The sequence below is a fragment of the Planobispora longispora genome, assembly GCF_016863135.1.
In the GTDB taxonomy this organism is placed as follows: Bacteria; Actinomycetota; Actinomycetes; order Streptosporangiales; family Streptosporangiaceae; genus Planobispora; species Planobispora longispora.
Window position 1 is genome coordinate 88,959 of sequence record NZ_BOOH01000004.1, and the last position, 26,547, is coordinate 115,505.

The 26,547-nt window shown below is 72.7% G+C and carries 23 protein-coding genes; 10 read left to right on the top strand and 13 right to left on the bottom strand.

Translation table 11 applies throughout. From position 1 onward, the window contains the following. Positions 1 to 5: 5 nt before the first annotated feature. Positions 6 to 1,880 carry an FtsX-like permease family protein gene (locus Plo01_RS02750; protein WP_203888855.1) on the top strand — a complete coding sequence of 625 codons (1,875 nt, stop codon included), beginning with the start codon at positions 6 to 8 and terminating at the stop codon, positions 1,878 to 1,880. A gap of 33 nt (positions 1,881 to 1,913) precedes the next feature. On the opposite strand, the gene Plo01_RS02755 is transcribed toward Plo01_RS02750, so the two are convergent. Continuing rightward, on the bottom strand, positions 1,914 to 2,606 hold the full coding sequence (locus Plo01_RS02755; protein WP_203888856.1) for a TetR/AcrR family transcriptional regulator: 693 nt from the start codon (positions 2,604 to 2,606) through the stop codon (positions 1,914 to 1,916). Between the two features lie 60 nt (positions 2,607 to 2,666). On the opposite strand from Plo01_RS02755, the gene Plo01_RS02760 reads away from it, so the two are divergent. Both Plo01_RS02760 and Plo01_RS02765 read left to right on the top strand, forming a co-directional pair. Continuing rightward, positions 2,667 to 3,083, top strand: coding sequence for a VOC family protein (locus Plo01_RS02760; RefSeq protein WP_239315824.1), 417 nt, complete (start codon positions 2,667 to 2,669; stop codon positions 3,081 to 3,083). Then, positions 3,080 to 3,562, top strand: coding sequence for a cupin domain-containing protein (locus tag Plo01_RS02765; protein ID WP_203888857.1), 483 nt, complete (start codon positions 3,080 to 3,082; stop codon positions 3,560 to 3,562). Before Plo01_RS02760 ends, Plo01_RS02765 begins: the two co-directional genes overlap by 4 nt. Before the next feature lie 83 nt (positions 3,563 to 3,645). Here the strand turns inward: Plo01_RS02765 and hisF are convergent, their stop codons facing one another. Genes hisF through hisD form a run of 9 tightly spaced genes read right to left on the bottom strand, consistent with a single transcriptional unit; the run spans position 3,646 to position 9,794 of the window. After that, complete coding sequence (hisF, locus tag Plo01_RS02770) at positions 3,646 to 4,416, bottom strand: imidazole glycerol phosphate synthase subunit HisF (protein ID WP_203888858.1); 771 nt, start codon at positions 4,414 to 4,416, stop codon at positions 3,646 to 3,648. A gap of 10 nt (positions 4,417 to 4,426) precedes the next feature. Further along, a complete protein-coding gene (locus Plo01_RS02775) occupies positions 4,427 to 4,837 on the bottom strand; it encodes a Rid family hydrolase (protein WP_203888859.1) in 411 nt (136 codons plus the stop codon). Positions 4,838 to 4,861: 24 nt separating this feature from the next. Then, positions 4,862 to 5,581, bottom strand: a complete 720-nt coding sequence (gene priA / locus Plo01_RS02780) for a bifunctional 1-(5-phosphoribosyl)-5-((5-phosphoribosylamino)methylideneamino)imidazole-4-carboxamide isomerase/phosphoribosylanthranilate isomerase PriA (protein ID WP_203888860.1) — start codon at positions 5,579 to 5,581, stop codon at positions 4,862 to 4,864. Between the two features lie 4 nt (positions 5,582 to 5,585). Continuing rightward, positions 5,586 to 5,927 (bottom strand): hypothetical protein, encoded by a 342-nt coding sequence (locus Plo01_RS02785; protein WP_203888861.1) that lies wholly within the window; start codon positions 5,925 to 5,927, stop codon positions 5,586 to 5,588. Between the two features lie 53 nt (positions 5,928 to 5,980). Further along, entirely contained in the window at positions 5,981 to 6,616 is a 636-nt protein-coding gene (hisH, locus tag Plo01_RS02790) for an imidazole glycerol phosphate synthase subunit HisH (protein ID WP_203888932.1), read from the bottom strand. After that, positions 6,613 to 6,768, bottom strand: a complete 156-nt coding sequence (locus Plo01_RS02795; RefSeq protein ID WP_203888862.1) for a CG2302 family histidine operon protein — start codon at positions 6,766 to 6,768, stop codon at positions 6,613 to 6,615. The genes hisH and Plo01_RS02795 overlap by 4 nt, the downstream gene beginning before the upstream one ends. A gap of 7 nt (positions 6,769 to 6,775) precedes the next feature. Then, positions 6,776 to 7,369, bottom strand: a complete 594-nt coding sequence (gene hisB / locus Plo01_RS02800; protein ID WP_203888933.1) for an imidazoleglycerol-phosphate dehydratase HisB — start codon at positions 7,367 to 7,369, stop codon at positions 6,776 to 6,778. 23 nt (positions 7,370 to 7,392) lie between these two features. Beyond that, positions 7,393 to 8,463: a histidinol-phosphate transaminase gene (locus tag Plo01_RS02805; protein WP_203888863.1), complete on the bottom strand. Its 1,071-nt coding sequence runs from the start codon at positions 8,461 to 8,463 to the stop codon at positions 7,393 to 7,395. After that, complete coding sequence (hisD, locus tag Plo01_RS02810) at positions 8,460 to 9,794, bottom strand: histidinol dehydrogenase (protein WP_203888864.1); 1,335 nt, start codon at positions 9,792 to 9,794, stop codon at positions 8,460 to 8,462. Before hisD ends, Plo01_RS02805 begins: the two co-directional genes overlap by 4 nt. A gap of 223 nt (positions 9,795 to 10,017) precedes the next feature. Here hisD and ybaK point away from each other — a divergent pair, with 223 nt between their 5' ends. Both ybaK and Plo01_RS02820 read left to right on the top strand, forming a co-directional pair. Beyond that, positions 10,018 to 10,518 (top strand): Cys-tRNA(Pro) deacylase, encoded by a 501-nt coding sequence (gene ybaK / locus Plo01_RS02815; RefSeq protein ID WP_203888865.1) that lies wholly within the window; start codon positions 10,018 to 10,020, stop codon positions 10,516 to 10,518. 139 nt (positions 10,519 to 10,657) lie between these two features. Next, the gene (locus Plo01_RS02820) at positions 10,658 to 12,052 is read left to right on the top strand and encodes an amidase (RefSeq protein WP_203888866.1); all 1,395 of its coding nucleotides are present in this window, start codon (positions 10,658 to 10,660) and stop codon (positions 12,050 to 12,052) included. Between the two features lie 86 nt (positions 12,053 to 12,138). On the opposite strand, the gene Plo01_RS02825 is transcribed toward Plo01_RS02820, so the two are convergent. Continuing rightward, positions 12,139 to 12,669: a hypothetical protein gene (locus Plo01_RS02825; RefSeq protein ID WP_239315825.1), complete on the bottom strand. Its 531-nt coding sequence runs from the start codon at positions 12,667 to 12,669 to the stop codon at positions 12,139 to 12,141. A 124-nt stretch (positions 12,670 to 12,793) separates the two neighbouring features. Here Plo01_RS02825 and murA point away from each other — a divergent pair, with 124 nt between their 5' ends. Both murA and Plo01_RS02835 read left to right on the top strand, forming a co-directional pair. Further along, a complete protein-coding gene (gene murA, locus Plo01_RS02830) occupies positions 12,794 to 14,110 on the top strand; it encodes a UDP-N-acetylglucosamine 1-carboxyvinyltransferase (protein ID WP_203888868.1) in 1,317 nt (438 codons plus the stop codon). A 52-nt stretch (positions 14,111 to 14,162) separates the two neighbouring features. After that, positions 14,163 to 16,382 (top strand): transglycosylase domain-containing protein, encoded by a 2,220-nt coding sequence (locus Plo01_RS02835; protein WP_203888869.1) that lies wholly within the window; start codon positions 14,163 to 14,165, stop codon positions 16,380 to 16,382. Positions 16,383 to 16,469: 87 nt separating this feature from the next. On the opposite strand, the gene dnaE is transcribed toward Plo01_RS02835, so the two are convergent. Both dnaE and Plo01_RS41210 read right to left on the bottom strand, forming a co-directional pair. After that, entirely contained in the window at positions 16,470 to 19,991 is a 3,522-nt protein-coding gene (gene dnaE / locus Plo01_RS02840) for a DNA polymerase III subunit alpha (RefSeq protein WP_203888870.1), read from the bottom strand. Between the two features lie 166 nt (positions 19,992 to 20,157). After that, positions 20,158 to 21,108: a chorismate mutase gene (locus tag Plo01_RS41210; RefSeq protein ID WP_203888871.1), complete on the bottom strand. Its 951-nt coding sequence runs from the start codon at positions 21,106 to 21,108 to the stop codon at positions 20,158 to 20,160. Between the two features lie 385 nt (positions 21,109 to 21,493). Between Plo01_RS41210 and Plo01_RS02850 the strand changes: the two genes are divergently transcribed. Genes Plo01_RS02850 through Plo01_RS02860 form a run of 3 tightly spaced genes read left to right on the top strand, consistent with a single transcriptional unit; the run spans position 21,494 to position 26,537 of the window. Next, positions 21,494 to 23,701: a serine/threonine-protein kinase gene (locus Plo01_RS02850; RefSeq protein WP_275415355.1), complete on the top strand. Its 2,208-nt coding sequence runs from the start codon at positions 21,494 to 21,496 to the stop codon at positions 23,699 to 23,701. A 50-nt stretch (positions 23,702 to 23,751) separates the two neighbouring features. After that, a complete protein-coding gene (locus Plo01_RS02855) occupies positions 23,752 to 25,677 on the top strand; it encodes a serine/threonine-protein kinase (RefSeq protein WP_203888873.1) in 1,926 nt (641 codons plus the stop codon). Then, positions 25,674 to 26,537, top strand: a complete 864-nt coding sequence (locus Plo01_RS02860; protein ID WP_203888874.1) for an AraC family transcriptional regulator — start codon at positions 25,674 to 25,676, stop codon at positions 26,535 to 26,537. Before Plo01_RS02855 ends, Plo01_RS02860 begins: the two co-directional genes overlap by 4 nt. Positions 26,538 to 26,547: the final 10 nt, after the last annotated feature.

Consider the following 26,547-nt stretch of genomic DNA (forward strand, 5'->3'; position numbering starts at 1 on the left):
GGACGATGGGCCGCATCCTGCTCGTGGGCCGCCTCGCCGTACGCGACCTCCGGCGCCGCCGCGCCGAGGCCGCGCTCCTGCTGCTGGCCATCATGGCGGCCACCACGACGTTGACGCTCGGGCTCGTCCTGCGCGACGCGGCGGGTGATCCGTACCAGAGCACCCGGGCGGCGACCGGCGGGCCCGACGTGGTCGCCAGCACCGCCCGGGCCGCCGGGCTTCCCGGGGTTACCGCCCCCGCGAAGCCCGCCGGGCTCGCAGGGGTCGCGGAGCTTGAAGAACTGGCCGGCGCCCCCGGCGTCGTCGACCACAGCGGGCCGTACCCGGTCACCGCGGCGGAACTCCAGGCGTCCGGCCGGACATCGGATGTGCAGGCCGTGGGGCGCGACGCCGCGCCCGCCTCCGTCGACCAGCCCGAGCTGCTCCAGGGCGGCTGGGTGGTCGACGGCGGCGTGGTGCTCGAGGCCGCCTTCGCCCGCGCGCTCGACGTGCGCGTCGGCGACCCGGTCACCCTGGACGGCCGGTCCTTCGAGGTGGTCGGCGTCGCGGTCACCGCCGCCATGCCGCCCTACCCGAAGGCGTCCTGCGTCTTCCCCTGCATGAACGGCGCCGTTCCCGACGGCGAACCGCCCGCGGGACTGTTGCGCAACCCCGGACTGGTCTGGCTCACCCAGGCGGATGTACGGAACCTCGCCCCGGATCCGGACTCCCTGGCCTACGTGATGAACCTGAAGCTGGCCGACCCGGCCGGGGCCCGGGCGTTCGTCGACGCGAACGGCGAAGACGGCGGGGCTCCGCCCATGCGGACCTGGAACGACATCCTCGAAGACGCCACCGAACTGGCCGGGGACTCCCAGATCCTGCTGCTGATCGGAGCCTGGCTGCTCGGCCTGCTCGCCGTGGCCAGTCTCTCGGTGCTGGTCGGCGGCCGGATGGCCGATCAGACCAGACGCGTCGGACTCCTCAAGGCGGTCGGCGGAACACCGAGCCTGGTCGCCGCCGTGCTGCTCGCGGAGTACGTCCTCGTGGCCGTCGTCGCGGCCGCGGCCGGGCTGGCGGCCGGGTCGCTGACCGCTCCGTTGCTCACCGAGTCCGGCGCCGGCCTCGTCGGCAGCGCGGGCACGCCGTCGATCACCGCGTCCACGGCCGGTTCGGTGACCGCCGTGGCGCTCGCCGTCGCGGCCCTCGCGACCATCGTCCCGGCCGTGCGCGCCGCCCGCTCCAGCACCGTCGACGCGCTGGGCGACTCGGCACGCCCGCCCCGCCGCGTCGGCTGGCTGATCGCGATCTCGGCGCGGCTGCCCGTCCCGCTGCTCCTCGCCCTGCGGGTCGCCGCCCGCCGCCCGCGACGGGCCGTGCTGGCTGTGGCCAGCATCGCGGTCACGGTCAGCGGGGTCCACGTCCTGCTGGTGCTCAACGCCTTCCTCGCCGACCAGCCGCTCGCCGGCGGATACGACGACGCTCAGGTGGAGGTCCTGCGCCGCGCGCTCCTCGTCGTGACGATCATGCTGCTCTCCCTCGCGGCGGTCAACGCCGTCGTCATCACCTGGGCGGCGGTGCTCGACAACCGGCACTCGTCGGCGCTGGCGCGCGCCCTGGGCGCGACCCCCCGCGAGGTGAGCACGGCGCTGGCGGCCGCCCAGGTGCTCCCCGCGCTCGCCGGCGCCGTCCTGGGCGTCTTCCCGGGAGGCTACGCGCTGTTCGCCGCCATCAACGCCGCCACCGGCGGCGACGGCGACAGGGCCACGCTCCCCGCGCCCTGGCAACTGCTCGCCCTGGTGCTGGCGACCGTGCTCGTGGTGGCGGCGCTCACCGCCGTCCCCGCCCGCCTCGGCGCCCGCCGTCCCGTGACCGAGACCCTCCAGGCCGGGCTCGCATGACCCGGACGGGGGTCCGCCGGAGCCGGGCCTTCGTCACGCTGGACGCGCCTCATCCGCGCTCGACGCGCCGGGAGTGGGCGGTGAGGCCGGATCCGGCCCGGCGAACAGGGCGTCGGTGAGCATCCGGTGGATCCAGGTTTCCCAGTCGGCCGGGGACCAGCCGCACTGAATCGTGAGCAGGTGGTACATCTCAGGGCTGAACAGCGTGTAGATGATGTCGGCGGCGCGATCGGCGCTCACCCCTGCCGCCAGCGCGCCGAGGTCGGCCAGGTGCTGGGCGAAGGCCCGGTGATCGGTGCGGCGCTGGCGCTGGTTGATCTCCCATTCGCGGGCCATGTCGGGATCGGCTCCGACGGCGTCGCGTAAGATCCACAGCAGCGGCGCCACCCTTGCGAAGATGCTCCGGCTGCCGGTGACCCAGACCTCCACCGCGTGGGCGGGGTCCGTCGTGGTCAGCGCCTCCTGCGCCCACGACCTGTCGATCATCGCGACCTGCTCGTCGTCGCCGACCACCTTCACGCCGATGCCTTCGATGAGGATGGTCCGCTTGTTGCCGAAGTGGAAGTAGACCGTCTGCACCGCCACACCGGCGCAAGCGGCGATCTGCTCCAGAGTGGTCGCCGCGTAACCCTGGCCGACAAACAGTTCCAGCGCGGATTCGACGATCCGGTGCCGGGTGGCCCGGCGTTGCCGGGCTCTTTTGCCTTCGGGCTTGACATCCCTCATTCGCTAGAGCTTACTCTAAAGAAATTCGCTAGAGCGAACTCTAGCAAATTGGAGGTCGACATGATCGACGGGTTCCATCATGTGAAGCTGCCGGTGACCGACGTCGCCCGCAGCAGCCACTGGTACCAGCGCGTGCTCGGGCTGCATCAGACCTTGGAGTTCCGCGAGGAGGGACAGCTCATGGGCGTGATCCTCCGCGACCCGGCCGAACGGATGAGTCTCGGGCTGCGCCGCGAGCCGGACCGCGCGGCCGCGCTCAAGGGCTACGACCCGGTCGCGTTCGCCGTTGCCACCCACGAACGGCTCCGGGCGTGGCGCGACCGGCTCGACGGACTCGGCGAGCCGCACGGCGGCATCGTCGCAGGCCACTACGGCGGTGTCCTGGTCGGGCTGCACGACCCGGACGGCATCGAACTGCGTTTCTACACCGAGGACACAACGGCCGAGGACACCACGACCGAGGAGACCGGCTCATGACCTTCGACCCCGGCGGCTACGCCCTGGACCGCGACGGCGGCCACCACCTGTGGTTCCTCGACACCAGAATGACCGTCAAGGCGGCGGACGCATTCACCTTCCTGGAATGGACCGCACCCGAAGGCTTCGCCCCTCCCCTGCACGTCCACCACCGTGAAGACGAGGCCTTCTACCTGCTCGACGGGGAGCTCCACGTGGTCTGCGGTGACCGCCGGTGGGCCATCGGCCCGGGCGGCTTCGTCTACCTGCCGCGCGGCGTACCGCATTCCTTCGTGGTCGCCCGCGGACCGGTCCGCGGCCTGCAGATCACCTCACCGGCCGGATTCGAGGGCTTCATCGGCGAACTGGGCCGGCCCGCCGAGCACGAAGGCCTGCCCGACCCCGCCGAGCCCGATATTCCACGCCTGGCCGAGGTGTCGGCCCGGTTCGGATACCAGGTCCTCGGCCCGCCCCCGTTCCCCGACGCCGCGCCGCGGTGAAGCGGCGCACCGCAGCGGGGACGGCGCACCGTATCGGGGACCCGCCCGGACGGACGGCGGTGGCGGGCGGGTCCGCAGGGACGTCAGCGGACGGGGACGCCCGCCGTGCGCAGGGTGTCCTTGACGTCGGAGATCTTGAGCTGGCCGAAATGGAACACCGAGGCCGCCAGGACGGCGTCCGCCCCGGCCTCCACCGCCGGCGGGAAGTGCTCCAGCGCCCCGGCCCCGCCGCTGGCGATGACCGGGACGGAGACCGCGGCGCGGACCGCGCGGATCATCTCCAGGTCGTAGCCGTCGCGGGTGCCGTCGCCGTCCATGGAGTTGAGCAGGATCTCCCCCACGCCCAGCTCCTCGCCGCGGCGGGCCCACTCCACCGCGTCGATGCCGGTGCCGCGCCGGCCGCCGTGCGTGGTCACCTCGAACCCCGACGGGGTCGGCGGGCCGTCCACGACCCGGCGGGCGTCCACCGACAGCACGACGCACTGCGCGCCGAAGCGCCGGGACGCCTCGGTCAGCAGCTCCGGGCGGGCGATGGCGGCGGTGTTCAGCGACACCTTGTCCGCCCCCGCCCGCAGCAGCCGGTCCACGTCCTCCACCGCGCGCACCCCGCCGCCGACGGTCAGCGGGATGAAGACCTGCTCGGCCGTACGGCGCACCACGTCGTACATCGTGGACCGGTCGGAGCTGGAGGCCGTGATGTCGAGGAACGTCAGCTCGTCGGCCCCCTCGGCGTCGTAGCGCTGGGCCAGCTCGACCGGGTCGCCCGCGTCCCGCAGGTTCTCGAAGTTGACGCCCTTGACCACCCGCCCGGCGTCCACGTCCAGGCAGGGGATCACTCGTACCGCGACAGTCACGTGCCGTTCCTCATTCTCTGCGGACCTGTTCTCTGTAAGCCTCGACTTCGACCTCGACCAGCATGCGCGGATCGATCAGGCCGGCCACCCGCACGCCGGTGCAGGCGGGACGGACCTGGCCGAACAGCTCCGCGTGGGCCCGGCCGACCTCGTCGTAGTGCTCGTCGTCCACCACGTAGTAGCGGACCCGGACGACGTCGTGGCGGGACAGGCCCGCCCGCTCTATCGCGTCCAGCGCGACGCCGAACGCCGTGAGCGTCTGCTTGTAGGCGTCTCCGAGGTGGAGCACCTCACCGTCGACGGCCGCCGCGGTACAGCCGGAGACGATCACCCATGGGCCCGCCACGACCGCCCGGGAATAGCCGTACCGCTCCTCCCACCGTCCTCCGCTGAAAATCCTGGAACCCGTCCGGTGAGTCACCCTGTCTCCTTGACTCTCGGAAAGCTAGGAAACCGCCGCCAGGGCCTCCTCGAGGGTGAAGGCCTGCGCGTACAGGGCTTTGCCCACGATGGCGCCTTCGATGCCGATCGGCACCAGGGAGGCGAGGGCGCGCAGGTCGTCCAGGGAGGAGACGCCGCCGCTGGCGACCACGGGCTTGTCGGTGCGGGAGCAGACCTCGCGCAGCAGGTCCAGGTTGGGACCGCGCAGGGTGCCGTCCTTGGTGACGTCGGTGACGACGTAGCGGGGGCAGCCGTCGGCCTCCAGGCGCTCCAGCACCTCCCACAGGTCGCCGCCCTCCTGGGTCCAGCCGCGGGCGGCGAGGGTGGTGCCGCGGACGTCCAGGCCGATCGCGACGCGGTCGCCGTACTCGGAGATGATCTTCGAGCACCAGGCCGGGTTCTCCAGGGCCGCGGTGCCGATGTTGACCCGGCGGCAGCCGGTGGCCAGCGCGGCCTCCAGCGAGGCGTCGTCGCGGATGCCGCCGGACAGCTCGACCTTGATGTCCAGCGCCTTCACCACGGAGGCGATCAGATCGCGGTTCGAGCCGCGGCCGAAGGCGGCGTCCAGGTCCACCAGGTGGATCCACTCGGCCCCGGCCTCCTGCCAGGCCAGGGCGGCCGAGAGCGGGTCGCCGTAGGACGTCTCGGTCCCGGCCTCGCCCTGGACCAGGCGGACCGCCTGACCGCCCGCGACGTCCACGGCGGGCAGCAGCTCTAGCGACATGTGATCAAGACCTCCGGTCGAATGCCACGGTGACGAGCACCGGGACGAGCAGCAGGGAAACGACGAACACGCCCAGCCTGGCCGGCCACTCCGACCACAGGAGCCAGGCGATCGCCTGAACGATGAGGAACAGGACCGCCACGACGCCGTTCTGCGCGCGGCGGCGGCGGGCCTTGATGCCGCGCTGCGTGGCGATCCGGGCCGGGCGGTTCGGCAGGAGGGCCACGACCCTGCCCAGGCGCCCGCGCCGCCGGGCGAGCCGGGCCTCCCGCTCGGCCCGCAGGGCCGCCTGGCGGGCCTGCTCGGCCTCCCGCTCGGCCCGCCGCCGGGCCCGCTCCTTACTCATGGGGACTCACAGGGATTCACGGGACCCACGGGGCGGTCGCGGCCGTCGCGAGCTCACGCGAGGGTTCCCAGCCAGTTCGCCAGCAGCTGCGCCCCGGCGTCGCCCGACTTCTCCGGGTGGAACTGGGTGGCCATGAGCGGGCCGTTCTCCACCGCCGCGACGAACGGCACCCCGTGCTCGGCCCAGGTGACCAGCGGGTCGGTGAACCCGGGGCCGGCCTGCAGCTCCCAGGAGCGCACGCCGTACGAGTGCACGAAGTAGAACCGCGTGTCGGCGTCGAGACCGGCGAACAGCACCGTCTCGGCGGGGGCCTTGACCGTGTTCCAGCCCATGTGAGGCAGGACGGGGGCCTCCAGGCGCTCGACCGTGCCGGGCCACTCGCCGCAGCCCTCGGTCGTCACACCGTGCTCGACGCCGGTCTCGAACAGGATCTGCATGCCCACGCAGATGCCGAGCACCGGCCGCCCCGCCGACAGCCGGCGCGCGACGATCCGGTCGCCGTGCACCGCCTTCAGCCCGCCCATGCAGGCGGCGAACGCGCCGACCCCGGGCACGACGAGGCCGTCGGCCTCCAGCGCCGCCTCGTAGTCGGAGGTCACCGTGACGTTCGCGCCGACCCGGGCCAGGGCGCGCTCCGCCGAGCGCAGGTTCCCCGAGCCGTAGTCCAGAACCGTGACGTTCTTGTTCACCACCAGAGCACCGCCGCCGTGGTCGCCAGGGCCGCGAGGGCGGCCAGCAGGACCGCCCCCTTCTTCAGCCCCTGTTTGAGGAAGGAGATGATGCCGCCCACCAGGAAGAGGGCGACGAAGGCCATCGCGACGGCCGTCCAGTTGTCACTCATGCGAGCCTCACAGCACGCCCTTGGTGCTGGGCACCCCGGTGGCCCGGGGGTCGGGCTCGGACGCCTCGCGCAGCGCCCGGGCCAGCGCCTTGAACTGCGCCTCCACGATGTGGTGGGCGTTGCGGCCGTACGGCACGTGCACGTGCAGGCAGATGGCGGCCTGCGCGACGAACGACTCCAGGATGTGCCGGGTCAGCGTCACGTCGTAGTCCGGGCCGATCATGGGAGCCATGTTCTCGGGCTCGCTGTGCACGAGGTACGGCCGGCCGGACAGGTCGACGGTCACCTGCGCGAGGGCCTCGTCCAGCGGGCAGGACGCGCTGCCGAACCGCCGGATGCCCGACTTGTCGCCCAGGGCCTCGCGGAACGCGGCGCCCAGCGCGATCGCCGTGTCCTCGATCGTGTGGTGCGAGTCGATGTGCAGGTCGCCCTCGGTCTTCACGGTCAGGTCGAACAGGCCGTGCTTGCCCAGCTGGTTCAGCATGTGGTCGTAGAACCCGACGCCGGTGGAGACGTCGACGATCCCGGTGCCGTCGAGGTCGACCTCCACCAGCACCGAGGTCTCCTTGGTGGCACGCTCGATCCGGCCCACGCGCCGCACGAGCCCTCCTTCGGCAAGACTCATCACAAGATCCCTTCCAGGGCGGCGCGGAAGGCCGCCATCTCCTCAGCCGTTCCGATGGACACCCGCAGCCACCCGGGCGGGCCGACCTCGCGGATCAGCACCCCCCGGTCCAGCAGCTCCGCCCAGACCGCGTGCCGGTCGGCGAAGACGCCGAAGAGCACGAAGTTGGCGTCCGAGTCGGCGACTTTCAGGCCCAGGTCGCGCAGCCACTCCACGGTGGCGTCCCGCTCCTGCCGGAGCATGTCGACGGTGCCGAGCAGTTCGTCCCGGTGCGTGAGCGCCACGCGCGCCGCCGCCTGGGTGAGCGTGGACAGGTGGTACGGCAGCCGCACCAGCAGCAGCGCCTCGATCACCGCCGGGTGCGCGGCGAGGTAGCCCAGGCGGGTGCCCGCCATGGCGAACGCCTTGGACATGGTCCGGGTGACGATCAGGCGCGGGTTGTCCGGCAGCAGGGTGAGCGCCGACGGCGTGCCGGTCCTGGCGAACTCGAAGTAGGCCTCGTCCACCACCACCATGCCGGGCGCGGCCTCGACGATCCGGGCGATCACCGCCGGGTCGAGGGCGGTGCCGGTGGGATTGTTGGGCGAGGTCAGGAAGACGACGTCGGGCCGGTGCTCGGCGATCACCGCGACCGCCTTGTCCGGGTCGATCCCGAAGTCCTCCTCGCGCAGGGCGGGGATCCACTCGGTGGAGGCGCCGCCCGCGATGATCGAGTGCATCGAGTACGACGGCTCGAAGCCCATCGCGCACCGGCCGGGACCGCCGAACGCCTGCAGGATCTGCTGGATGACCTCGTTGGAGCCGTTGGCCGCCCACACCCGCTCGGCGGTCAGGCCGTGGCCGAGGTAGGCGGCCAGGTCCTCGCGGAGGGCGAGGGCGTCGCGGTCGGGGTAGCGGTTGAGCCCGGCGGCGCCGTGCCGTACGGCCTCGGCCAGGCCGGTGACCAGGGAGGCGGAGGGGCCGTAGGGGTTCTCGTTGGTGTTGAGCCGGACCGGGACGTCGATCTGCGGGGCGCCGTACGGCGACAGCCCCCTCAGGTCGTCGCGGATCGGCAGGTCGTCCAGGTTCACGAAGGGTTCTCCCAGTCACTGAGCTCGGCCAGCTCGCCCGCGGCGAACCTGACGCGGACCGCGGCGCCGTGCGCCGGCAGGTCCTCGGCGTCGGCGAGGACGGACACGTGGGCGGCGGCGCCGGCCAGCGCCTCGCGGGTGTAGTCGACGACGTGGATGCCGCGCAGGAAGGTCTGCACCGACAGCCCCGAGGAGTGGCAGGCGCAGCCGCCGGTGGGCAGCACGTGGTTGGAGCCGGCCAGGTAGTCGCCGAGGGAGACCGGCGCGTAGGAGCCCACGAAGATCGCTCCGGCGTTGCGGACCCGGGCGGCGAGCGCGGGCGCGTCGGCGGTGTGGATCTCCAGGTGCTCGGCGGCGTAGGCGTCCACGACGCGCAGGCCCGCCTCCATGTCGTCGACCAGCAGGATGCCGGACTGGCGGCCGGACAGCGCCTCGGCGATGCGCTCGGAGTGCTTGGTCGCGGCCACCTGGCCGGGCAGCTCCTTCTCCACCGCCTCGGCCAGCTCGGCCGAGTCGGTGACCAGGACGGCGGCGGCGATCTGGTCGTGCTCGGCCTGGCTGATCAGGTCGGCGGCGACGTGCGCCGGGTCGGCGGTGGAGTCGGCGAGGATGGCGATCTCGGTGGGCCCGGCCTCGGAGTCGATGCCGATGCGCCCCTTGAGCAGGCGCTTGGCCGCGGCGACCCAGATGTTGCCGGGACCGGTGACCATGGTCACCGGGGCGCACTCCTCGGTGCCGTAGGCGAACATCGCCACGGCCTGGGCGCCGCCGACGGCGTAGACCTCGTCCACCCCGAGCAGGGCGCACGCCGCCAGGATGGTCGGGTGCGGCAGCCCGCCGAACGCCTTCTGCGCGGGCGAGGTGACCGCGAGCGATTCCACCCCGGCCTCCTGGGCGGGAACCACGTTCATGACCACGCTGGACGGGTAGACCGCCTGGCCGCCGGGGACGTAGAGCCCCACGCGATCGACGGGGACCCAGCGCTCGGTGACGGTGCCGCCGGGCACGACCTGGGTGGTGACGTCGGTGCGGCGCTGGTCGCGGTGGACCAGGCGGGCGCGGCGGACGGACTCCTCCAGGGCCGCGCGGACCCGGGGGTCGAGCTCCTCCAGCGCGCGGGCGATCGCCTCGGCGGGCACCCGGGTGGACTCGATCTCCACCCCGTCGAACCTGGCGGTCAGCTCCCGGATCGCGGCCACCCCGCGATGATGCACGTCCTCGCAGATCGGCCGGACCTTCGCGAGGGCGGCTTCGACGTCGAGTTCGGCACGGGGCAGCACGTCGCGCAGGTTCTCGGGGAGAGCACCGCGCAGGTCGATACGGGAAATCACGCGTACAGTCTACGGAGCTCAGGGCCCGGCTCCCGTTCTGTCCACCATCCGGACGGCCGTGTCCGGCACACGGGCATCCCGCCGGCGCGCTCCGCCCCAGGTCGTTCCCCGGATCGCCCGACGTGGGCGCCGTTCCTCCACAGGTTCGGCTCCGGCCCGTCGTTTCCCACAGGTGCGCCGCCCTTTACGCTGTAGATTCGCACGATGCCCTACGCTGCGGGCCATGAGCAAGACGAAGGGCACCAGGGGCCAGGGCACCCCGGCGACGGTGGCGCTGGCCAAGGCGGGAGTGGAGTTCGCCCTCCACCCCTACGAGCACGACGCGAACGCCCAGGCTTACGGCGAGGAGGCCGCCGACGCCCTCGGCGTGCCGTACGAGCAGATCTTCAAGACCCTCGTGGCCGAGGTCGAGGGCGGGCTCGCGGTCGCGGTGGTCCCGGTGGCGGGCAAGCTGGACCTCAAGGCGTTCGCGACGGCGCTGGGAAGCAAGCGGGCGGCGATGGCCGAGGCGGCCACGGTGGAGCGGGTCACCGGCTACGTGGTCGGCGGGATCAGCCCGCTGGGGCAGCGCAAGCGGCTGCCGACCGTGATCGACGACTCGGCTCTGTCGTTCGGGACGATCTACTTCTCCGCCGGGCGCCGCGGGCTGCAGATCGAGACCGCCCCGGCCGAGCTGGTCCGGCTGACCCAGGCGATCACGGCTCCCATCGGCAGGGCTGGGTAGGCCGAGGGGAGATCTGTCGAAGGTTGCCGACGCGCGGCGGCGGCCGACCTGGCCAGACTGGCCGGACACAGTCGGATCGACAGGCGGCCGGCCACGCCCGGAGCGCCCGCAGTCGGCCGCGACCCGATCGGGAGGACGCATGCACTACCTGACAGCCGTCGAGATGCTGGAGCTGCTGCGCACCCGGCAGGTCAGCGCCGTCGAGCTGCTCGACGCCCATCTGCGCCGCATCGAGGAGACCAACCCCAGGGTCAACGCGATCGTCACGCTGGTGGCCGAGCGCGCCCTGGACGAGGCGGAGGCCGCCGACCGGGACATGGCCCGGGGCGTCTGGCGCGGCTCCCTGCACGGGCTGCCGGTCGCCTACAAGGACCTGACGGACACCGCCGGCGTCCGCACCACGTACGGCTCGCGCCTGTTCGCCGGCCACGTGCCGGAGCGGGACGCGCTGGTCGTGCGGCGGATGCGCGAGGCCGGGGCGATCACGATCGGCAAGACCAACACCCCCGAGTTCGGCACCGGCTCGCACACGGTGAACGAGGTGTTCGGCGCCACCCGCAACCCCTACGACCTCTCGCGCTCGGCGGGCGGCAGCAGCGGCGGGGCCGCGGCGGCGCTGGCCTGCGGGATGGTGCCGCTGGCCGACGGCTCCGACATGGGCGGCTCGCTGCGCAACCCCGCCTCCTTCTGCAACGTGGTCGGGCTGCGCCCGACGCCGGGACGGGTGCCGTCGCCGTCGCCGACGGCGGCCTGGTTCACCCTGGGCGTGTCCGGCCCGATGGCCAGGACCGTGGAGGACCTCACCCTGCTGATGAGCGTGGTGGCGGGCTTCGACGAGTCCTCCCCCCTCTCGATCGCCGAGAGCGGCGCGGTCTTCACCGAACCGCTGGACCTGCTGGACCTGACCGGGCTGCGCATCGCCTGGAGTCCCGACCTCGGCGGGCTCCCGGTGGACGCCGAGACGGCGAAGGTCACCGCCGACGCCCCCGCCGTGCTGGCCGGGCTCGGCGCCTGCGTCGAGCGGGTCGAGCTCGACCTGTCCGACGCCGAGGAGGCGTTCCGCACCTACCGGGCCTGGTTCTACCTGCTGTCCTACGGCGACCTCCCGCCGGAGGATCTGGGCGAGAACGTCCGGTGGAACGTCGAGCGGGGCCGCGCGGTCACCGGGGCCGACCTGGCCCGCGCCGAACGGCTCCGCAGTGACCTCTACCGGCGGATGAGCGCCTTCTTCGACGTCTACGACTTCCTGATCGCGCCGGTCAGCCAGGTGCCGCCGTTCCCGGTGGACGCGCCGTACGTCTCGGAGATCAACGGCGAGCCGCTCCCCGACTACCTGGCCTGGATGCGCTCGGCCTACTGGATCAGCGTGCTGCACGCCCCCGCCGCCTCGGTGCCGTGCGGGTTCACCGGGAGCGGGCTCCCGGTCGGCGTGCAGATCGTCGGACGCCCCTTCGCCGACCTGCGGGTGCTCCGGCTGGCCCACGCGTTCGAGCGGGCCACCGGCCACGGTTCCCGCAGGCCCGCCCTGAGCTGAGGCCCGTCCCGAGCCGGGGCCCGTCCTGAGCTGAGGGCCGCCCCGGGGCGGGGCCGCGTGTCCGGCCCCGTCCTCCGGCCGGCGGGCTACCTGCCGTCGACGTCGGCGTCGTAGACCGCCGGTGGCCCGTGGAGGTCCTGGCCGGCCAGGGGCCGGCGCAGAGGCGACTCGCGGTACCCCGCGACGGCCTCCAGCGCGAAGAACAGGCCCGCGGCGAGCATCGGCCAGGCGACGAGCACGCCGGGCGCGGTCAGCTTCAGCGGCCCCGGGACCAGCGACGCGCCCGGCCCGGAGGCGGTCACGGTGGCGGCGCCGAGGTTCACCACCCCGCCGACCGTCATCGTCAGGTACGCGGCGACCAGGCCGCCCGTGACCAGGCCGAGCACCACCGCGAGCGGCGAGCCCTTGCGCGACAGCGCGTAGCCCAGGGCCCCGCAGGCCAGCCCGAACGCGCCGGTGACGACGGCGAACCAGCCGTCGGCGGCGATGAGCGCCTGGGTGGAGGGATCGGCGAGGACCGCGCCCTCGTCCGTCGCGGCGTAGGGCGGGCGGGGAGCGAGCAGCGACCACGACACGCCGGCGACGACGCCGAGGACGCAGAGCACGAGCACGGTCACGGCGAAATCGCGCGTATACCGCACTATGGTTCCCCCCTCATTCCACGTAGACCGGCCCGATGCTACCCGTTCCTCTGTTTTTGCAATATCGAAGGCATCGATCGAATCCCGTTACGCTGTCTGGGTGAACGAAGAGGTATGGCTGATCGAGCCCTCCGGCCCGCTCCGCGGCGACGTCGAGGTCCGCGGGTCCAAGAACGGTGTCTCCAAGCACATGGTCGCGGCCATGCTGGGGGCCGGCGAGAGCGTGATCCACAATGCCCCCGACGTGGGCGAAGTCGGCATCACCGCGCAGATGCTGCGCGCGCTGGGCATCAATGTGGAGATCACCCCGCGCGAGATCGTCATCGAGCAGGGGCCGGAGATCAACCCCCACGTGCCCGCCGCGTTCACGGGCCTCAACCGCATCCCCATCCTGATGCTCGGCCCGCTGCTGCACCTGGCGGGCGAGGCGTTCGTGCCGCTGGTCGGCGGCGACCCCATCGGACGGCGGCCGGTCGACTTCCACGTCGAGGCGCTGCGCGCGATGGGCGCGGAGGTCGAGGTGAGCGACACCGGCATCTACGCCAAGGCCAAGCGGCTGCGCGGCACCCGCCTGGAGCTCCCCTACCCCAGCGTGGGCGCCACCGAGACCATCCTGATGTCGGCGGTGCTGGCCGAGGGCAAGACCGTGCTCAAGGGCGCGGCCATGGAGCCCGAGGTGGTGGAGCTCGCCCTGTTCCTGCAGCGCATGGGGGCGCTCATCGAGCTCAGCCCCGACCGGCGCATCGTGATCGAGGGCGTGGACCGCCTGCACGGCGCCTCCACCTGGCTGAACGGCGACCGGATCGAGGCGTTCTCCTACCTCGCGGCCGGCCTGATCACCGGCGGCGAGGTGCGGGTGCACGGCTGCCCCCAGGACCGCCTCGTCACCGCCATCACCACGCTGGCCAGGATGGGCGCCCGGCTGGACATCACCGACGACTACCTGTCGGCGTCGGCCCCCGACGGGCTGCGCGCGGCGGCGGTGCAGACCGACACCCACCCCGGCTTCATGACCGACTGGCAGACGCCGCTGATGGTGCTGTTCACGCAGGCCCAGGGCATGTCGGTGCTGCACGAGACGGTGTTCGAGAACCGGCTGGTCTACGTGCCCGCGCTGCAGAAGATGGGCTGCGAGATCGAGGTCTTCGACGTGTGCCTCGGCGGCCCCGCCTGCCGCTACCACGACACCAACGCCAAGCACTCGGCGGTGGTGCGGGGCGTGTCCAAGCTCCGCGGCGCCGACGTGACGCTGCCCGACATCCGGGCCGGATTCTCCGCCGTGCTCGCCGCCGCGGCCGCGGAGGGCACCTCCACGCTGCGCGGGGTGCACCACATCGAGCGGGGCTACCACCGGCCGTTCGAGCAGTTCGCCTCGCTCGGCCTGAAGATCAGTCGAGAGAAGGTCGGCGGCGAGTAAGGATTCGCAATCGGGTGTTTGCAGGTGATCACCCGGTCGCACCTTACTATCTGTGACAGCTCGAGGTGAAACGGGACACTATGACACGGAGCGCGGCCCCGTCGCGTGCCTGCGGACCCTGGCGATCTGCGGGGCGCTCGGCGGGCTGCTGACGGCGGTGGCCGCGCTGCCGGTGATCGGCGGCGCGGGCCTGGCGGCGAAGAACGCCGCGGGCGTCTTCGCCGACCTGCCGCCCGCCCCGCACGAGCCTCCCCTGGCGGAGCGCACCGTGCTCCTGGACCGGCACGGCCGCCCGTTCGCCCAGTTCTACTCCAAGAACCGGACGACCGTGGACCTCGGCGACGTCGCGCCGATCATGCGCAAGGCGATCGTGGCCATCGAGGACTCCCGCTTCTACGCGCACGGCGGCCTGGACGTCAAGGGCACGCTGCGGGCCCTGGTGACCAACACCACCGCGGGCGGGGTGCGGCAGGGCGGCTCCTCCCTCACCCAGCAGCTGGTGAAGAACATCCTGGTGGAGAACGCCCGGACCGAGGCCGAGCGCGCCCGGGCGCAGGCGCCGAACGTCCAGCGCAAGATCACCGAGTTGCGGTACGCGCTGGCGCTGGAGGAGAAGTACTCCAAGGCCGAGATCCTGGAGCGTTACCTCAACATCGCCTACTTCGGCGCGGGGGCGTTCGGGGTGGAGGCCGCGGCCCAGCGGTTCTTCTCCGTCCCCGCCTCGAAACTGTCCCTGCCGCAGGCGGCGACGCTGGCGGGGGCGGTGCGCACGCCGTACCGGACGGACCCCTCCCTGGGCGGGCAGCACCAGCAGCGGCTCGTCCAGCGCAGGAACCTCGTGCTGGACCGCATGGCCCAGACCGGGGCCGTGACCCGGGCCGAGGCCGACGCCGCCCGGCGGACCCCGCTGAGCCTCAGGCTCAAGCCCGAACCGGGCGGCTGCGCCGCCAGCCGCTACCCCTACTTCTGCGTCTACGTCCACCGGGAGCTGCTGACCAACCCCGTCTTCGGGCCCACCCTCCAAGAGCGCGAGCGCCGCCTGGCCCGGGGCGGCATCGTGCTGCGCACCACCCTGGACCCGGCGGCGCAGAAGGCCGCGGAACGGGCCATCTCCGCGCGCGTCGACCCGGAGGACACCGAGGTCGCCGCCGAGGCCATGATCGAACCGGGCACCGGCCGGATCCGGGCGCTGGCCGCCAGCAAGAAGTACGGGCGCAACGACGGCAACCGCAAGAACGGCCCCAGGACCACCTTCAACCTGGCCGCCGACGTGGCGCACGGCGGCGGGATGGGCCTGCAGGCCGGGTCCACCTTCAAGGTCTTCACCCTGGCCGCCGCGCTGCAGAAGGGCTGGCGGTTCAACCGGGGCTTCGCCACCCCCGGCCGGTACGTCCCCGGCTCGGGCTTCGTCGACTGCGCGGGCCGCCAGGTCAACGACCCCAACGCCAAGATCTTCAACGCGGACGGCGGGCGGGGCGGCGGCGCCTACAGCCTCTCCACCGGCACGTGGAACTCGGTCAACATCTTCTTCATGAAGCTGGAGCGGAAAATCGGCCTGTGCCCGGTGGTCAAGACCGCCAGGGCACTCGGCATCGCCCGGGCGGACGGCACTCCCCTGCACGAGGTCCCGACCTTCACCCTCGGCATCAACGAGATGGACCCGCTGACGGTGGCCGGGGCGTTCGCCACGTTCGCCGCCCGGGGCCGGTACTGCCGCCCGGTCGCCATCGCCGAGATCACCGACCGGGACGGCAGGCGCGTCCCCGTCGCGTCCAGCTGCCGGCAGGTGATCGGCCCGAAGGTGGCCGACGCGGTCAACCACGTGCTGAGCGGGGTGTTCAGCAGGGGCACCATGCGCGGGCAGGACATCGGCCGCCCGGCCGCGGGCAAGACGGGGACCAACAACGACTACACCTCGGCCTGGTTCGCCGGGTACACGCCCGCCCTCGCCGCGGCCGTCAGCGTGGGCGACATCCGCGGCTCCTACCGCCACCCGCTGCGCGAGGTGCGGATCGGCGGCCAGTACTACAGCCGGGTCCAGGGGGCCTCCCTGCCCGGCCCGATCTGGGTGGACTCGATGACCGCCGCCCTGCGCGGCGTCCCGGCCGCCCGCTTCCGCCCCCCGGACATGTCCCGCTTCGGCGGCGGCCACACCCCGAGGACGGCCAAGGCCCCGGCCGGCGACCGCCGGCGCGACGGCCGCCCGGGCCGTGGCGACGGCCCCGGCCGCAAGAGGCCCCACCCCCTCCCCCGGCAGACCCTCGACCGCTGACCCGCGTCCACCGGCGCGGGGAGGGGTGGGCGGTGACGGCCGGCGCCGTACGGAAGAGGCAGGGCGGCGCACCGCGCCGGGGTGGGGTCAGGCGCCCAGGCAGGCGGGGCCCAGGAGCTGTTTGAGGTCGCCCATCAGCGCCGGGGAGGGGGAGACGCGGAGCCTGTCGTCCAGGCGCATGACGGTGGTCTTCGGGCCGTTGTGGATCTGGAGGCGGACCTCGGTCGTGCCGGGGTGGGTGGTCAGGACCTCCTTGAGCCGGCCGACCACCGGCGGCGTGCAGCGGTTGAGCGCCATGCTCACCAGGAGCGGCCCGCCCGCCTCGGTGGTGAGGTCGGGGACCGTCACCTCCATGGCGATGATCTTTCCGACGTCCTCGCGCTTGTCCAGGCGGCCCTTGACGAAGACGATGGCGTCCTCGGCGATGACCGTCGAGCAGAGCTGGTACGCCGAGGGGAAGATCATCACCTCGATGGCGCCCTCCAGGTCCTCCAGCATGGTGAGGACCCAGGTGTCGCCCTTCTTGGTGACCTTGCGCTGGACGCCCGAGAGGATGCCGCCGACGGTCACGACCTGGCCGTCGGGGCGGCTGTCGTCCTGCAGCGCGGCCACCGAGCAGTCGGCGCCCGCGGCGAGGATGTGCTCGACGCCGAAGAGCGGGTGGTCGGAGACGTACAGGCCGAGCATCTCCCGCTCGAAGGCGAGCAGGGTGGTCTTGTCCCACTCCCCCGGCGGGATCTGCACGTCGAAGGTCTGGTCCTCGACACCCTCGACGGCGCCGAACAGCGAGTCCTGGCCGATCGCCTCGTTCTTCTTGATGTCGATGATCGCGTCCACGGCCTGCTCGTGGACCATCACCAGTCCCTTGCGGACGTGGTCCATGGAGTCGAAGGCGCCGGCCTTGATCAGTGACTCGATGACGCGCTTGTTGCAGACGATCGCGGGGACCTTGCGGAGGAAGTCCTTGAAGTCGGTGAAGCGGCCCTTCTCCTTGCGCGCGGAGATGATCCCGTCGACGACGTTGCCGCCGACGTTGCGGATCGCCGACAGGCCGAAGCGCACGTCGCTGCCGCGCGGGGTGAAGTCGAAGTCGGAGTCGTTGACGTCCGGCGGGAGGACCTTGATGCCCATGCGGCGGCACTCGTTGAGGTAGAGCGCCGACTTGTCCTTGTCGTCCTTGACGGAGGTGAGCAGCCCCGCCATGTACTCGGCCGGGTAGTTGGCCTTGAGGTAGGCGGTCCAGTAGGAGACCAGGCCGTAGCCGGCGGTGTGGGCCTTGTTGAAGGCGTAGTCGGAGAAGGGCAGCAGGATGTCCCACAGGGCCTTGATCGCCGCCGCGGAGAAGCCGTTGTCCTTCATGCCCTGCTCGAAGGTCTCGAACTGCTTGTCCAGTTCGGACTTCTTCTTCTTGCCCATCGCCCGGCGGAGCAGGTCGGCGCCGCCCAGGGAGTAGTTGGCGACCTTCTGGGCGATGGCCATGACCTGCTCCTGATAGACGATCAGGCCGTAGGTCGTGTCGAGGATCTCCTTGAGCGGCTCTTCCAGCTCGGGGTGGATCGGGGTGATCTCCTGCTGGCCGTTCTTGCGCATCGCGTAGTTGGTGTGGGAGTTGGCTCCCATCGGGCCGGGGCGGTAGAGCGCGAGCGCCGCGGAGATGTCCTCGAAGTTGTCGGGGCGCATCAGGCGCAGCAGCGAGCGCATGCCGCCGCCGTCCAGCTGGAAGATGCCCAGCGTGTCGCCCCGGGCCAGCAGTTCGTAGGTCTTGACGTCGTCCAGCGGCAGGTCGAGCAGCTCGATCTTGTTGCCGGTGTTGGCCTCGATGGCCTTCAGGCAGTCGTCGATGATCGTGAGGTTGCGCAGGCCCAGGAAGTCCATCTTCAGCAGGCCGAGCGTCTCGCAGGTCGGGTAGTCGAACTGCGTGATGATCGCGCCGTCGGAGTCGCGGCGCATGATCGGGATGTAGTCGGTCAGCACCTCCGACGACATGATGACGCCGGCGGCGTGCACGCCGGTCTGCCGGATCAGGCCCTCCAGGCCCCTGCCGAGGTCGACGGCCGCCTTGACGTCGACGTCCTCCTCGTACAGCCGGCGCAGCTCGCCCGCCTCGCCGAAGCGCGGGTGGTCCTTGTCGAAGATGCCCGACAGCGGGATGTCCTTGCCCATCACCGCGGGCGGGAACGCCTTGGAGACCTTGTCACCGAGGGCGTAGGGGTAGCCGAGGACGCGGGCGGCGTCCTTGATGGCCGCCTTCGCCTTGATGGTGCCGAAGGTGGCGATCATGGCGACCTTGTCGGCGCCCCACTTCTCCGTCACGTAGCGGATCACGTCGCCGCGCCGGCGCTCGTCGAAGTCGATGTCGACGTCGGGCATGGAGACGCGCTCGGGGTTGAGGAAGCGCTCGAAGATCAGGCCGTGCGGGATCGGGTCGAGGTCGGTGATGCCGAGCGCGTAGGCCACCAGCGAACCCGCCGCCGAGCCTCGGCCCGGACCCACCCGGATGCCGTTGCGCTTGGCCCACATGATGAAGTCGGCGACCACGAGGAAGTAGGACGGGAAGCCCATCTGGATGATGACGCCGAGCTCCTTCTCGGCCCAGGCGCGGTGCTCCTCGTCGTAGCCGCCCGGGAAACGGCGGTCCATGCCCTCCCAGACCTGCTGGCGGAAGAACTCCTCCTCCGTCATGCCGTCGGGGATCGGGAAGGTCGGCATCAGGTTCTTGAACCCGAACATGCCCTCCGGCTCGACCCTCTCGGCCACCAGGAGCGTGTTGCGGCAGCCCTCGGCCCACAGGTCGGAGGAGTCGATCGCCCGCATCTCGTCGGCGGTCTTGATGTAGTAGCCGCTGCCGTCGAAGCGGAACCGGTCGGGGTCGGACAGCTGCTTGCCGGTCTGGATGCACAGCAGCGCGTCGTGGGAGGAGGCGTCGGACTCGTAGGTGTAGTGGGAGTCGTTGGTGACCAGCGGCGGGATGTTCAGCTCTCTGGAGATGCGGGTCAGCCCGTCGCGGACCCGGCGCTCGATGTCGAGGCCGTGGTCCATGATCTCCAGGAAGTAGTTCTCCTTGCCGAAGAGCTCCTGGTACTTCGCGGCCGCGGCGAGCGCCTCGTCGTACTGGCCCAGGCGCAGGCGGGTCTGGACCTCGCCCGACGGGCAGCCCGTGGTGGCCATCAGGCCCTCGGCGTGCTCGGCCAGGATCTCCGCGTCCATCCGGGCCCACTTGCGGACGAAGCCCTCGGTGTAGGCGCGGGAGCTGAGCTTCATGAGGTTCTTCAGGCCGCGGTCGTTGCGCGCCCAGATCGTCATGTGGGTGTAGTAGCCGCCCGCCGAGACGTCGTCCTTCTTCTGGTGCGGCTCACCCCACAGCACGGGCTTCTTCTGGTGGCGGGAGGCGGGCGCCACGTAGGCCTCGATGCCGATGATCGGCTTGATGCCGGCGCCGGTGGCCTGCTTGTAGAAGTCGTAGGCGCCGTGCATGTTGCCGTGGTCGGTGATCGCGATGGCGGGCATGCCCAGGTCGCCGACCTGTTTGAACATCTGCTTCAACCGAGCGGCTCCGTCGAGCATGGAGTACTCCGTGTGAACGTGAAGATGCACAAACGAGTCTGACATGCGGCCCCGTCCTCCCCTTGTCGCGTCCCGGCGAGGGAAGCTTACGCGTGTTTCCCGCTCCCCGGGGGCCCCGTGCGCCCCTCGGCCGGATGCCCGGATTCGGCCCTGCCGTACCTTTCTACGCGTCCGGTACGACCTTTTCCGGGGACCCGGTCCGGCCCCGCCGTCAGCCGCGGCCGGACGCCCTGCGCTCCTCCGCCAGGCGCAGTCCCGCCTCGATGACGGCGTTCATGATCGGCGCCAGTCCGGCCTCGCCCAGAGTGGGGGCGCGGCGGGCCATCTCGGCGACCAGGCGGCGCTCGCGGTCCATGTCGCGACCGGCGAAGCCGCCGACCGGCTTGAGCCGCTGGATGGTCCCGGCCAGTTCGACGCGGCGCTCCAGCAGGACGGCCAGGGCGGCGTCGACGCGGTCGACGGCGCCGCGCGCGGCGAGCACGGAAGCGGGGTCCTCCCGGCGGGCGACCGCGCCGACGATCCTCGCGGCCTCCTGCGCGGCGGCGACGGCCTCCGGCGCGGCGTGCGGGGCCAGGAGCAGGCCGTCGGCTCCGGCGGCGACCGCGGCCGCGGCCAGGGCGGGGTCGTCGCCCAGGCACGCGAGGACGGGACGGCCGGACCTCTCCCGGGCGGCGCGCATCAGGGCCAGGTCGAGGACCACGCCGGCCGCCTCCCCGGAGTCCGCGCGCACGCGGCTGCCGGTCTCGCAGAACACGACCTGGTCGTTGCCCTCCGCCACGCAGTAGTCGGCGACGGCGAGCCACTCCTCCAGCGTCGCGGCGGGACCCCGCTGGACCACCACCGGCAGGCCGAGCCGGGCGACCGCGCGGACCAGCTGGAAGTCCTGCATCCAGGCGGCCCCGACCAGCACGCCGTCCGCCCCGGCGGCCACGAGCTCCGGCAGGTCCGCCGAGGAGAACGGCTCCACCAGGACCGGCCCGGCCCACTGCGCGCGGGCCTCGGCCACGGCGCCGGCCGCGGGGAGCCGCCCGTGATGGTCGCGCAGACTGATCCACCGCGCGTCCGCGCCCGCGCCGCCGATCACCACGGCCGGGCCCGCGGCGCCCACCGCGAGCGCTCCCAGGTGCACGGCTCCGCGCTCCGCACGTGCGGTCAACGACATGTCGGCTCCCGATGCTCAGCCGGTGCGCGTCCCGCGAACCGGCGAATCGTAAAGAAACAAAAAAGGCAGAGACTGGGCGTCTCTGCCTCTGCCGGCTCCGGATGGTCGCTAGGTCACGCGCTCACGACCGGCTCTCCGGAGCCGGCTCGGTAAACACGGAACAGCGCTTCATGCGGTCAACCATAGGCCATGACCGCACCGCACGCCACCTGGCGGACAGGCGTCTCAAATGGCGGAAGGCCCCGGCGAGCGGCGGACGGGGGAAGACGATCTTCCCGAGGTCGCCCGGCGAGACCGGGGTAGGGTGCCGTGACCCTCCGAGGGGCTCGGGCGGATCCTCATTTATGGGAGTATCTCCTTCACTGTGAGGGAGGTTTGACGCTTGATGCAGTCGGATGGGCACCAGGAAGGACGACGTGTCGCAGGCCGCTACCACCTCCTGGAACCCATCGGGCGGGGTGGGATGGGCGTGGTCTGGAAGGCCCATGATGAGCTTCTCGACCGGACCGTCGCCGTCAAGGAGGTCCGCTACTCCGCCGCTCTCGGCGAGGACGTCCAGACCCTGAACCGGCGCATGATGAGAGAGGCGCGGGCCGCGGCCCGGCTCACTCACCCGAACGTCGTGGTCGTCTACGACGTGATCGAGGAGAACGAGCAGCCCTGGATCGTCATGCAGCTGGTGCCGTCCCGCTCGCTGGGCCAGGTGCTCCGGGAGGACGGCCCGCTGCCGCCCCGGCGGGTCGCGGAGATCGGTCTCGCCCTGCTGGGGGCGTTGCACGGCGCGCACGACGCCGGGGTTCTGCACCGCGACGTCAAGCCGGAGAACGTGCTGCTCGCCGATAACGGCAGGGTGGTGCTCACCGACTTCGGCATCGCCACGCTCGACTCCGAGAACACGCTGACCATGACCGGCGTGGCGGGGACTCCCGCGTTCATCGCGCCGGAGCGGCTGCGCGGCCTGCCCGCCCGCCGGGAGTCGGACCTGTGGTCGCTGGGCGCGACGCTGTACGCGGCGGTGGAGGGCAGGTCGCCGCACGACCGCAAGCTGCCGCTGCCCACCATGCACTCGGTCCTGACCGACCCGCCCGACCCCGCGCGCAACGCGGGCCCGCTGCTGCCCGTGCTGGAAGGGCTGCTCCGCAAGGAGCCCGTGCAGCGCCTCACCTACGAGGAGGCCGCCGCCCTGCTGCGCCGGGTGGCCGAGGGCCGCTCCGCCACGCAGCCCTGGACGATCTCCTCGATCACCGGGCCCCGGGACGGCTCCGCCGAGCCGCAGGCCGCGCCCGAGCGGCGCAGGCCGTACGGGCAGGCGGCCGTCCCCGGCACGCCCGCGCGGGACGAGCAGGTCCCGCCCGCCGCCCGCCAGGAGCCGGGCGCGCCCGCGGAGCGGGAGGCGGCCCCGCGCGGGGAAGCCGGCCCGCGCCCGGAGGCCGCCCCGGCGGCAGGGGCCGCGGCGGCCGCGCCCGAGATCCCGCAGACCGGGCAGGTCGCCAAGCTGCCGCCCCCGCAGGACTCCGCGCCCGCCGCGCCGGCCGTACCGGAGACGCCGGCCGCACCGGAGACTCCCGCCCCGCGAACGTCCTCGGCGGCCGGAGAGGATCCGGCCGCCGAGGAGGCGCCGGCCTCGTCCTCGGCCACCCGGAAGTACGTCAGGGACCTCGCGGCCAGGAGCACCCCGCCCACGCCGCCGGTCCCCCCCGCGGGCGTCCCGGCGCCCGCTCCCGCCCCCGAGCCCCGGGAGCCCGCGACGGCGCTCCAGGGCGCGACCGCGATCCACCCCGCCGACCAGGAGCCGACCCTGCTCGGGACGCTGGCTCCCGGCAGGCTCCGGCTCGTGCTGCCCATCGTCCTCGTGGCGCTGATCATCGTGGCCGGCGTGGGCGTCTGGATCGGCATGAACAGCGACTCGCCCGGAGCGGCCGGGCAGCGGGAGCCTGGCACGGCCGAGCCGGACGCGAGCCCCTCGGAGGGGACGGGAGGCTCGGGGAGCCCGGGGCCCTCCGGGTCCGCGGAGTCCGGGACCGGCATGTCCGACTCCTCACCGAGCCCGTCCGGGACCGGCGAGGACGACAAGGGCGGCGAGGACGGCGAGGACGACAAGAAGGGCGACAAGAAGGGTGACGAGAAGAAGGAAGAGAAGGCCGGCGGCAAGCTCCCCGACGGCTGGCGGACGCACAAGGACTCCTTCGGCTTCTCGGTCGGCCTGCCCAAGGGCTGGAAGGTCACGAAGCGGCGGGGCACCCAGGTGACCTTCAGCCTGCCCAGCGACCGCAGGAGCTTCCTCATGATCGAATACACCGACTCCCCCGGCCCGGACGCGAAGAAGGACTGGGACGTGTACGAGCCCCAGGCCCGCGGCGGCTTCCCCGGTTACGAACTCATCGGGATCAAGAGGGTCGACTACATGGAGGACGCCGCCGACTGGGAGTTCACCTGGCGGCCGAGTTACGGCAAGGCGCGGGTGATCAACCGGGGGTTCCTCACCAAGGGCGGCCGGGGGTACGCGATCTACTGGCACACCCTGGCGTCAGACTGGAAGAAGAACCTGAAGCTGTTCGAGGGCTTCACCGAGACCTTTTCGTCGAAAAAGTGAAGTCCCACCCGACCGGCTACGATTCCTGAGCCGGGGAGGGGGCGGGAGAGATGACCGAACGCAGGGTGGCGGGCAGGTATCACCTGCTCGAGCCCATCGGCGAAGGCGGGATGGGCGTCGTCTGGCGCGCCCACGACGAACTGCTCGACCGGGTCGTGGCGGTCAAGGAGGTCCGCTACCGCGGGATCGACGAGACCGAGCGGGCCGACCTGAACCGGCGGACCGTCCGGGAGGCGAGGACCGCCGGGCGGCTCGACCACCCGTCCGTGATCATCGTCCACGACGTGGTCGAGGAGGGCGGGCGGCCCTGGATCGTCATGCAGCTGGTGCGCTCGCGCTCGCTGGGCCAGGCGGTCCGCGAGCGCGGGCCGCTCCCCCCGGAGCAGGTGGCGGCCGTCGGGCTGAGCGTGCTGGGCGCGCTGCGCGCCGCGCACGCCGCCGGGGTCCTGCACCGCGACGTCAAACCGGAGAACGTGCTGCTGGCCGACGACGGCCGGGTGGTGCTGACCGACTTCGGAATCGCCGCCACGACGCACGAGACCGGGATCACCCGGACCGGCGGGATGGTCGGCACCCCCGCCTTCCTCCCGCCGGAGCGGCTCCACGGGCTGCCGGCGACCCCGGAGTCCGACCTGTGGTCGCTCGGCGCGACGCTGTACGCCGCGCTGGAGGGGCACCCGCCCTTCGAACGTCCCACGGCCGCCGCGACCATGATGGCGGTCCTGTCGGGCGAGCCCAGCCCGATGCGCCACACCGGTCCCCTGGCCACGGCCGTCCTCGGCCTGATGTCCAAGGACCCGGCCACGCGCATGCGTCCCGACCAGGCAGAGGACCTGCTCATCCGCGCCGCGGGCGGGACGCCTCCCGGCCTCGTCGCGCCGTCCCGGGAGCTCTCCCGCCCCTCGCCGCCCGTCGCCCCGGCGTACGGCACGCCGCCCGGCCACCCTCCGGCCGCCCCGGCCCCGTACGGCGCGCCGCCCGGACAGTCCTCCCCGTCGGCGCAGGTCCCCGCCTACGACCGGCAGCGGCCCCGGCCCATCCCCCCCGAGCGGCCGGCGGCGCACCCCGGCGCACCGGCCTGGCAGGAGCAGCCCGCTCCGCCGGTCGAGCCCGCCCGCCACGAGTGGAACGTCCACCCCGGCACGGCCGCCGGCCACGGGCAGCACGGATCCCCGGCCGCCCGCCACGGGCAGCACGGGTCCACGGCCGCGCACCCGTGGCCGCTGCCCGCCCAGGACCAGCAGACGCACCCGGGCGACCCCGCCTACTCCGGGGGCGGGACCGGGCCGACCCATCCCACCCACGCCGAAGGCCGGGCGCCCGCCTCCGGCGGCCGGGGATGGCGGGTGGCGCTCATGGCCGGGGTGCCGCTGCTCGCGGTGCTGCTCGGCGCGGGCGGCTGGCTCCTGTTCCAGAACCAGGAGAAGGGCCGGGCGGAGCAGGGGATCACCGCCTCCGCGACACCGGAGACGGGGACCTCCACCGCCGGACCCGCCCCCACCCCCACCCCGACCCCCTCCGCCCCGCCGGACCGGGAGATCCCGGCGGGCTGGAAACTGCACGAGGATCCGCTGGGCTTCAGCGTCGCCGTCCCGCGCGGCTGGACCGTCCGGCGTTTCGCCGGCCGCGACCGGGTGGAGTTCCGCGAGCCGGGGTCGGACCGCTTCCTGTGGATCGAGTCGACCGACGACCCGGAGAAGGACCCGGTCAGGCACTGGGAGAAGGTCGAGGAGGGCGGCAGGGCCAAGAACGTCTGGCCGGGCTACGAGCGCGTCGCCATCACCTCGCTGACGTACCTGGACCGGCCCGCCGCCGACTGGGAGTTCACCTTCCTCCGGGACGAGGTGCCGACCCACGTGCTGGACCGGGGCTTCCGCACCGGCGAGGGCACGCCGTACGCGATCTACTGGGAGACCCCGGAGGACAGCTGGGACCGGACGTTCTTCGACCGGTTCACCGAGACGTTCCGGCCATGAGCGAGGCCCCGGCCGCCGGCCCGGGGGAGGCCGCGCGGTTCTGGCGCAACCCCGCGCTGCCGGGGGTGGACCTGCTCAAGGCCCGTTACGTCACGCACCGGTTCACCCGGCACGTGCACGAGGAGTACGCGATCGGGGTGATCCTGTCCGGGGTCGAGGAGTTCGACTACCGGGGCTCCCGGCACCGCGCCGGCTCCGGGTCCGTGGTCCTGGTCGATCCCGAGCAGGTGCACACCGGCCACGCGGGCGTGCCGGACGGCTGGGCCTACCGGATGCTCTACCCGTCCGTCCAGGTGATCGCCGACATCGCGGAGGAGCTGCTGGCCGGGCGGGGCACGCCGTACTTCCCGGAGACCGTCGTGGACGGCTCGCGCGCCGCCCCGCTGCTGCGCGCCGCCCATCTCGCCGCCGAGCGCGGCGACGACCTGGCCTCCTCGACCCTCGCCCGCACGGCGTTCGGCGCCCTGGTCGTGCACCACGCCGCCTACCGCCCGGCCCGGCGGCGACCGGCCGCCGGGGACCGCGCGGTCCGGCTGGCGCGGGAGATCCTGCACGATCGCCTGGCCGACCCGCCGACGCTGGAGGACCTGGCCCGGGCGGTGGAGGCGCGGCCCTTCACCCTGCTGCGCGCGTTCAAGGCCGCGACCGGCCTTCCGCCGCACGCCTACCTGAACACGCTCCGGGTACGGCGCGCCCGCTCCCTGCTCGACGCCGGGACGCCCGCCGCACGGGTCGCCGCGGAGGTCGGCTTCGTCGACCAGGCCCACCTGAACAGGCATTTCAAGCGGATCGTGGGTGTGCCCCCGGTGGCCTACCAGCGCGCAGGAACGTACAAGACCGCACCGGCGAACTGGACATAACCTCCGTTCC